This window comes from Neobacillus drentensis, from assembly GCF_036962765.1.
GTDB classification, from domain to species: Bacteria; Bacillota; Bacilli; order Bacillales; family Cytobacillaceae; genus Neobacillus; species Neobacillus drentensis_C.
In genome coordinates this window covers 4,416-12,233 of the sequence record NZ_JBALOS010000019.1, presented here as the reverse complement: position 1 = coordinate 12,233, position 7,818 = coordinate 4,416, and the positions used below count along the sequence as shown (strand labels likewise).

At 33.9% G+C, this 7,818-nt stretch carries 9 protein-coding genes and 2 riboswitches; of the genes, 1 reads left to right on the top strand and 8 read right to left on the bottom strand.

Annotation, left to right across the window (positions count from 1 at the left end):
* Positions 1-42: 42 nt before the first annotated feature.
* The 7 genes from V7137_RS03345 to V7137_RS03315 form a co-directional block, all read right to left on the bottom strand.
* Positions 43-435 (bottom strand): DUF4304 domain-containing protein, encoded by a 393-nt coding sequence (locus tag V7137_RS03345; protein ID WP_335696748.1) that lies wholly within the window; start codon positions 433-435, stop codon positions 43-45.
* 234 nt (positions 436-669) lie between these two features.
* Entirely contained in the window at positions 670-966 is a 297-nt protein-coding gene (locus V7137_RS03340; protein WP_335696747.1) for a hypothetical protein, read from the bottom strand.
* 486 nt (positions 967-1,452) lie between these two features.
* The gene (locus tag V7137_RS03335) at positions 1,453-2,727 is read right to left on the bottom strand and encodes an IS110 family transposase (RefSeq protein WP_335696746.1); all 1,275 of its coding nucleotides are present in this window, start codon (positions 2,725-2,727) and stop codon (positions 1,453-1,455) included.
* 203 nt (positions 2,728-2,930) lie between these two features.
* Positions 2,931-3,146: a hypothetical protein gene (locus V7137_RS03330; protein WP_335696745.1), complete on the bottom strand. Its 216-nt coding sequence runs from the start codon at positions 3,144-3,146 to the stop codon at positions 2,931-2,933.
* A gap of 209 nt (positions 3,147-3,355) precedes the next feature.
* Positions 3,356-3,562 (bottom strand): hypothetical protein, encoded by a 207-nt coding sequence (locus V7137_RS03325; protein WP_335696744.1) that lies wholly within the window; start codon positions 3,560-3,562, stop codon positions 3,356-3,358.
* A gap of 37 nt (positions 3,563-3,599) precedes the next feature.
* Entirely contained in the window at positions 3,600-4,487 is an 888-nt protein-coding gene (locus tag V7137_RS03320; RefSeq protein ID WP_335696743.1) for a LysR family transcriptional regulator, read from the bottom strand.
* A gap of 85 nt (positions 4,488-4,572) precedes the next feature.
* Positions 4,573-4,677, bottom strand: a riboswitch (SAM riboswitch).
* Positions 4,678-5,042: 365 nt separating this feature from the next.
* Positions 5,043-5,420, bottom strand: a complete 378-nt coding sequence (locus V7137_RS03315; RefSeq protein WP_335696742.1) for a hypothetical protein — start codon at positions 5,418-5,420, stop codon at positions 5,043-5,045.
* Positions 5,421-5,679: 259 nt separating this feature from the next.
* A riboswitch (SAM riboswitch) is annotated at positions 5,680-5,785 on the top strand.
* 112 nt (positions 5,786-5,897) lie between these two features.
* Between V7137_RS03315 and V7137_RS03310 the strand changes: the two genes are divergently transcribed.
* Positions 5,898-6,506 (top strand): ACT domain-containing protein, encoded by a 609-nt coding sequence (locus V7137_RS03310; protein ID WP_335696741.1) that lies wholly within the window; start codon positions 5,898-5,900, stop codon positions 6,504-6,506.
* 143 nt (positions 6,507-6,649) lie between these two features.
* Here the strand turns inward: V7137_RS03310 and V7137_RS03305 are convergent, their stop codons facing one another.
* Entirely contained in the window at positions 6,650-7,642 is a 993-nt protein-coding gene (locus V7137_RS03305; RefSeq protein WP_335696740.1) for an aminoglycoside phosphotransferase family protein, read from the bottom strand.
* Positions 7,643-7,818 lie beyond the last annotated feature (176 nt).

Sequence of the window (7,818 nt, the reverse complement as noted above, 5' to 3'; positions counted from 1 at the left end):
TATTGAAGTAAAGCACCCTTTAGCTTAATTAGCTTTTTAACTTTAATTGTTCCACCAGTTTTGATATAAACTCCACCATTCTTCTGCTTCCTCCAAAGAATTAAAGATTTTTTGAGAAACTTCTCCTGTATTATCCTTATTAAATTCGAATGTGTAATTTGTTTCTTTTCCAATACGGGGTCTATTAAAAGGAGAACCCCCACCTACTTGATAGACCTTTACTTTATTAGGAGGAATATGTTTACCTGAACTGTCAGTATAACCTTCAGAAGGGCATTTGGAAATTTCCACATATAGAACACCACCCCACATACTAAATTGAAACATTATTAAATCTGTTTGATTTTCTAATTTCCTATAAAAATGAGGGAAGGAACCCTTAAACCCACGTTCTCTTAATACTGGAATAACTACCTCTTTTAAAGATTTAACCATTGCATCTCGTTCAACTGACATATGTATTTACCTCCAAAAAATGATCAAAACTACTCTATATGTTAGCGTTATCCTTCTTCATCTAACCTGCTTCGTTAGTTGACCAAGCAAAAAAAGGGTTGCCGCAGCAACCTAGTCTTCTTCAACTCTTGCACCCGTTAGTGAAATAAGTAAGTTTCTAAGATTTCCATGCTATTTTGTAAGGATTAATAGAACAATAAACTTCCTAGATATTCAAGTAACTGAAAAAAGAATTATAGTAATTATCCAACTGAATACTGTAATACCTAAAAGGGAATTTCTCATTTTATTTCGTGTATCATTAGTGAGACAATTTAAGTATCGACGAGTTCCCAATCCAATGGACCAAGCAACTATAATAAATAAAGCTAAAACAGTAATAAACCTTGGATTTGGGAAAGTATCGCCCAATGTAGTTACAGCCAAACCATTCAACCCAAAATATAAAAGGAAAATAAGTGCTATCCCATAACCACTTAAAAACCATATGCTGTTTTTCTTCTTAGTCATCTTATCCCTCCTTGTTTTTCAATCTAAACATCCCTTGTAACAAAGAAAATTAATGATAATATTTTACCATAAAATTCTAATTCCTTCTTCAACTCCCTCAGTTTGATACGAATATCTCTCGAATGCTCACTTATTCGCAGGATTTCATAACCCTTGTAATTGGAATTACGTGTAAATGAAATGAGTTCAGATCATTTGGCTTAGTGAAGGCATGGTTAAATAAAGGAGTCAGCTACCACTCCATATTTTACCATATAATGCACATCTCCACGCCGCCCCTGGAGGCTTTCCCTCCCATGTCGCAACGGGTCAATTGCCCTCTCATTCCTTCGTCATGCCTTTCCAAGGGGTGGAGGCCAGTTATACTAAACTGATGGGTCACAGTGCCCTTTTGTTGAAGAAACCTGGTACTCCGTACATATTTGAAATCCTACGAATAAGACAACATTCAAAATTAAAGAGAACTATTTATGATACTTTTTAGTCCTATACTGCTAAAGGGATTAAGGCTTGGATTTTATTGGGACAGTGCGACTCATTTCTTCGTGCTATTCCTACAAATATCCTTGCTAGTTTACCTATGAGTTTCATGATTGATTTCATTTTCTTTAACTTCTTTACCTTCACATTATGGGAATGGAGGGCTTTAAACTCAGGGTTATTCATCACAAGGCTCATAGTTGCTAAGTAGAGGAATCTTCGCAGTCTGGACCGACCACGCTTTGAAATGACAATCTGACCTTTCCATTTGCCTGAACTTGCTTCAGCTAAATGTAATCCCGCATGACGTAATAGAGAGTTTCCGTGAGAGAAACCACTTAGATCTCCTGATTCACCAAGTATCCCGGCTAACGAAATTTCACTTATTCCTTTAATCATAAGTAGTTTTTTTGCAAATGGTATTTTGTAGAGAACTTCTTTTACTTGTTGTTCAACTCTTTCGAGTTGTTTTACAGCGAGGTCATATTCCTCTAATAATTGTTCTAAATGGAATTTATAAGCATCCAGAGCTTGTCCGGTCCCAATAGAGGATTTTGCTAGATTAATGAGTAATTGAGCCTTCTTGGGTCCTGGTTGTCGTTTCATTAAAGACTTCCACCCTCTCATGACATCTAGTGTTTCTAGTGAAGATATTTCATCCGGTGTCGGAAATAAACGAAGGGTTGCGATGGCCCCTTTGCACGTAACATCTTTAAACACTTGTCTGAGTTCTGGAAAGACCACATCCACCCATCGATTTACTTGATTAATAGCCATCACGAGACGTTTAACAATTACATCACGGTTAGAAATTAGAACTCTAAGTTTCTCAAATGATTCTGATGTTGGACGAACAAAGGAATAATAGCCGTTTTTCACCATATCCGCTATAACGAGGGCATCTTTTTTATCACTCTTCGATTGAGTATTGTCACGATTCTCTTTATTTCTTTTTACTAAGTGGGGATTCACAGTAACTACCTCAATGTTTTGTTTATCCAGCCATTTTGATAGGTTAATCCAGTAGTGTCCTGTAGGTTCCATCCCCACTATTGTTGAATCTAAGTTTTTCAGTTTTTGTAAGTTTTGAATCCAACTTAATAGTTTTACGAACCCCTCTTCATTATTTTCAAATGTAAGAGGATCTCCAACTACAATTCCACGGAAGTTAACAGCTCGAGCAACGTGTAATTGTTGGGCTATATCCACACCTACAATTAGATGTGTATCGGAAATTCTTTCAATTAGTTGATTTTGTTTGTCTTGCAATTTAAAATTCATAGTAGGGCTTCCTCCTTAAGACTCTGAGTTTAGATTGGTCTCTATACTCGTATCTTACTGAGGGGCTCTATTTTTTTCAAACCTGATATTTAACGATCTACAGGAATGCTAAACTGCTTCGTTAGTGGAACAAGAAAAAGAGCCGCCGCAGCAACCCTTTGTTAAAAATAAGCACCCTTAAGTTGAAGTACATAAACTTGTAATCATTTTCTTTTTTTCTTTAAATACAATAATTCAAAGATGAAAGCAATTAGACATAATCCCATCACTGAATCAATTATATTTTGAACTAAGATTGAATCAATTTTTAGGATACGAGTGATAATATCAGAAAATAAAATAATAAAGAAAATCGACCACAATATTTTTTGCTTTTTAGAAAGATTAGAAACAGGCTCAAAAAAAGTCGTTAATTTCATAAAAAATCTCCTATTTACCTTTTATTCATCTATTTCAATTATATCAACATAAAGTGATAATCTTCGTTTTTTTACTAAATAATCATATTCCTTCTTCAACTCCACGTTAGTGTAATAAAAAAGCCTTACTCCTTATTGAAGTAAAGCACCCGTTAGTTGCATAACTTGGTAGTAAATTTAAATTAAATTCAATGACAATCCTAAACTGTTTAGCCAATCCTTATAGAAATTTCGCTGATTAAGGATGCTACAAAATTTAAAGTATCATCACAATCAAAAATATCAACTAAATCCTCTGATATAGCTTGTTTTCCAAAATTTAATTTGTAAGCTAAACGTCCACTTCCCATTGATAGTGCCATTGGAGATGGATACACGTTTAATGCAGCACCATTACAAATAATTTGGAGGTTCATTTCTTCTAAATCTTGTCTGAGCTTTTCAGCTTTTTTACTACATAGTAGAATTGCTATTCCAATTTTTTTGGATTACATTAATAAAAGATTGAATTGTTTCTAGGTTTTCTTTTTCCTTCAACGTAATGATAGAGGTTTTTATTTTTATGTTCTCAGTAACTAGGATCGGGACTAAATCACCATTGTTAATTTCGTCTTTTAGGCTGACACTGGCTCCCATCCCTACCCCAATATTATTTAATACTGCCATTTTGATTCCTTCTAAACTTCCAATTTCTATTACGTTTTGTGATAAGAGTTTCATTTGTTCAAAATATTTACTGATCATCGGATCATAACATTCATCAGCTTGTAGTTGTAAAAAAGGAAATTTCGGCAGTAATTGGTCTACCGGGTACCTAGCATATAACTCTTTAGAAACCACTGTAACCAATTCGTCGTCCTCTGAAATCACTATATTTGTCATTCCATTTTTATATAACTCGCCCGAAATAATCCCTATATCGTATTTATATGATTCTATCCCTTTTATAATTTCATCCCTTTTACAGGAAATCAACTTAATCTGTACCTGGGGATATAGCTTCAGTAACTCAGGTATGATATAAGGAAAATAATACGTCCAATAGCCTTCAGTAGCGGCAATCGTTACATTGCCGTACAAATTTGAAAGTTCGTCGAATGATGATTCAATCTCCTCAACTATGGAAAAAAGCTGATCCGTATATGATTTAAGGATTTCACCTGCAGGCGTCAAAAAGGTATTCTTTCCTGCCCGTATAAATAGCTCCTGTTTCAATTCTTGTTGGAGCGTCTGAATTTGTGCAGTTACAGCAGGTTGAGAGAAGTTTAACTTTTGCGCAGCATTTGTAAAATTTAAGTACTCTGCTACGAATTTGAACGTTTTCAGATGTCTTAATTCCATAATAGCTGCTCTCCTTTAGTTACTATCCAGAGAAAACAAAAACGCACTCTAAAAAAGAGTGCGCTACTGACAAATAAAATGAATGCTCTCATCTATCAGGAGTTTTACCCGCTGGAATTAGTACAGTATCTTAAATGGACCTGTTGCTGAGATTTCGAAGGTCCAGTCCCTCCATCTCTCTGGATAAGAAATATTTTTTTATAACAATTTCAATTCATTTAAAAATCGTCAAGAAATACAGTATTTTTAGAATACTAAATCTCCCTCCCTATAATGTTAACTCTTTTATTTTATTAGTTAACATATTATTAATTAATTATATTTTTTAAGAAAGAATTGTCAATTAGTAAAATAAGGTAATTGAACGTTTAATAATAAATATGTTAATTATTCCCATTAAATGATATTCCCTTCACTAGGCACTAACGAAATTATGAATTTAATCCTTATTAAACTAAACTGCTCCTTTAGTTGAAGAAGAAAAAAGCCTTACCCCTTATTGAAGTAAAGCACCCGTTAGCTGAATAGCCTTCTTCTAAAATAAATTAAAGCCTACTACTGCTTTTTTAAAATTAAGGAGTCGGATTTATCATTCCAAGATATGGTTGCCTTAATTTCTTCGTTTTCTTGGGTAACTGCACAACCACTACAAGAATGTCCACCTATTTCAAACACACCATTATTTAGAGAATCTTCACCTTCCGACTTTCCTGATACCCCTTCAACAACATACTTTATCCGTTTAGGAATTGGCTTTCCACCGATATATTTTATTGTTAGATTTGTTGATTCGCTATCTTTATCAAGCACATTTACCTCATAATTCACTTGCCAATTTTCACTTTCACCAATGAAATTCATCAATTTTGATTCTGAACAAGCAGTTAGTAAAACAGAAGAAAAAAGAAATAACATTAAAGCCTTTTTTATCATATAAACCCCTCCCTGTTTTTAATTATATATTAAGAGATTGGTTTTTTCTTCCTTTTTCCTTATTAAACTAACCTGCTTCGTTAGTGGAACAAGAAAAGGCTGCCACAGCAACCTAATCTTTAACTCTTACACCCTTTAGTTTAACAAGGGCCATACGCATTTTATTAAATGATTTTTTACCAGTGTACTAGTTAAGGATTGACGAAGAAATATCCTTCTGGTATATTTTTATAAATAATTAAAGTGACTATATTAAAAACTCTTATCCAGAGTGGCGGAGGGACAGACCCTATGAAGCCCAGCAACCTTCAAGTTTTACTTGAAAAGGTGCTAATTTCTGCAGAATTGTTTCTGGAAGATAAGGGGAGGAATGAAATAGTTTGTTATGACCTCTTCTTATTTATTGTAGAAGAGGTTTTTTGTGTTTGGAATATAAACGAGGAAATAATAAGTTAATGACTATTAGGGGATGATGAGATGAAGGGTGTAAACTTTAGAGAGAGTTCATTAGCATCAGATACGTTAGTAAAAACAAACTTAAAAAATACATCTCAACCTGCGGTCTCAGGTACTAAAATGACTAATACTCATGATAATAAAAATGAACCAGTAGTTGAAATCTCCAGTGAAAATAATTTTTGCATCATTTATGTTAGCAAGTATAGAATGAATAAAGAAGTTGGGTTTGGAAGAAAGCTGCTTCGGATCCTTGAAGATTTTCAACTTTATTATAGGCATATACCATCGGGAGTTGATGCTCTTATTCTTGTTTTACATGAAAATCAATTAGATCAGATAATAGAAAGTAAACTAATACAACGGATTAGTACGGAACTTTCGGCAGATAAAGTGACTATTGAACGTAATATTGCTTTAATTATGCTTATCGGAGGAAAAATGCATCATAATGCTGAAAGCATTGCCAGAGCAGCGAGGGTTCTTGCAGAAAAAAGAATTAATATTGAAATGATACAAATGAATCAAGGATCATCTCAGATAAGTTTAGTATTTGGTGTAAAGGCTCATGATGAAAAAAGAGCTGTTGCAGCAATCCATAATGAATTTTTTGCAAGTGTGTCGATTTGAAATATTAATGATTCCCTACAGGTAATAAAAGGGCATCTAATTATGACTAATAGATGCTCCTTTTCTTTATGTTTTCATTAACGATAACTTCCTATTAAATTAACCTGCCCCGTTAGTTGAAGAAGAATATCCATCTTTACCTTTTAATTAAAGACTTTTAGAATTTCCGACCGAAACTTCTCAGTTCTTGTACAGGCATCAAGGCTCAACTTTAGAAGTTCGAGTGTTACTTCTTCTGATTTTACAAGACCTTCAAAACGTAAGTCCTTAATCCACTCCCAGATATCTTCAAGTTTTCTCTTTAAGAAATAAAATTCAAAGGCATCAAAATCAGGAGTCTCATACTTCATAAATTTCCTGTATTCATTTAGGAATTGTTCGGCATATGGCCCTGTTATGATTAGGATTAGGTCTTGTTCTTGTGGAGCAAGTTTTACACATTCCCAATCAATAAGCATTAGGTTTTGCCCCTGCATAAGATTCCAATTATGAGCATCGGCGTGGGACAAAACAAACTGGTGAGATTTGCTTTTCAAAGTATTTGATAAATACCTCATCCTCTTAATCTTTTCTAATAAAGTGCCAGTATAAGGCTTTACAATGTCTAAAATGATATCGTCTGTATTAGCCAAATCGTTATGAATAAAAGAAGATAGGTATTCGCAGAAATCAATATCAAAACTTTCCTTTACTTGTTGCTTTTTTAATTCATTAGGGATATTTGAAGTGTTTTTGTGAAGTATTCCCAGAATCTTAGCCAGTTCTTTTACCTGATTTGGACTTAGCTGCTTCTCACCAATTGTAGTTCCTTCTAAATGCTCTGAAAGCAAATACACGTACTGTTCGTCTTCACATTTATTACTTTGTGACCTCGTAAAGATTGGATTGACGAGATTGTTTTGTAAATCAGTATGGTTATGCAACCATTTTACTAAAGGGGTATATCTGTCGATTGCAATGATCCACGGAGAGCTGGAAGGCTTTTTTTTGTTGTACACTTTTAAAAAATACTTTACCCTTTTATCTTCTACGAAAAAAGCTAAAGCCGACCATCCACCTGGAAGCTGTTCTATTGAAGTCGCTTCAATTCCATAGTTATGTTTTAAAATAGCAGAAATACGATTATTTATCTCCATTAGATCTCCATTCCTTTATTAAATTTTTTTATCATCAGGATGATATTCTCTTAATTTATGTATTATCTCTTCTTCAACTCCCTCAGTTTGATAAGTATATCTCTCGAATGCTAACCTGTCCGTTAGTGGAACAAGAAAAAAGGGCAACGCTACAACACTCTTGAACTCAAGCACCC

Coding starts and splice junctions, on each gene's coding strand:
- V7137_RS03340 (WP_335696747.1), bottom strand. CDS start 966: ATGACTAAGAAGAAAAACAGCATATGGTTTTTAAGTGGTTATGGGATA.
- V7137_RS03320 (WP_335696743.1), bottom strand. CDS start 4,487: ATGGAATTAAGACATCTGAAAACGTTCAAATTCGTAGCAGAGTACTTA.
- V7137_RS03325 (WP_335696744.1), bottom strand. CDS start 3,562: ATGAACCTCCAAATTATTTGTAATGGTGCTGCATTAAACGTGTATCCA.
- V7137_RS03305 (WP_335696740.1), bottom strand. CDS start 7,642: ATGGAGATAAATAATCGTATTTCTGCTATTTTAAAACATAACTATGGA.
- V7137_RS03335 (WP_335696746.1), bottom strand. CDS start 2,727: ATGAATTTTAAATTGCAAGACAAACAAAATCAACTAATTGAAAGAATT.
- V7137_RS03330 (WP_335696745.1), bottom strand. CDS start 3,146: ATGAAATTAACGACTTTTTTTGAGCCTGTTTCTAATCTTTCTAAAAAG.
- V7137_RS03310 (WP_335696741.1), top strand. CDS start 5,898: ATGAAGGGTGTAAACTTTAGAGAGAGTTCATTAGCATCAGATACGTTA.
- V7137_RS03345 (WP_335696748.1), bottom strand. CDS start 435: ATGGTTAAATCTTTAAAAGAGGTAGTTATTCCAGTATTAAGAGAACGT.
- V7137_RS03315 (WP_335696742.1), bottom strand. CDS start 5,420: ATGATAAAAAAGGCTTTAATGTTATTTCTTTTTTCTTCTGTTTTACTA.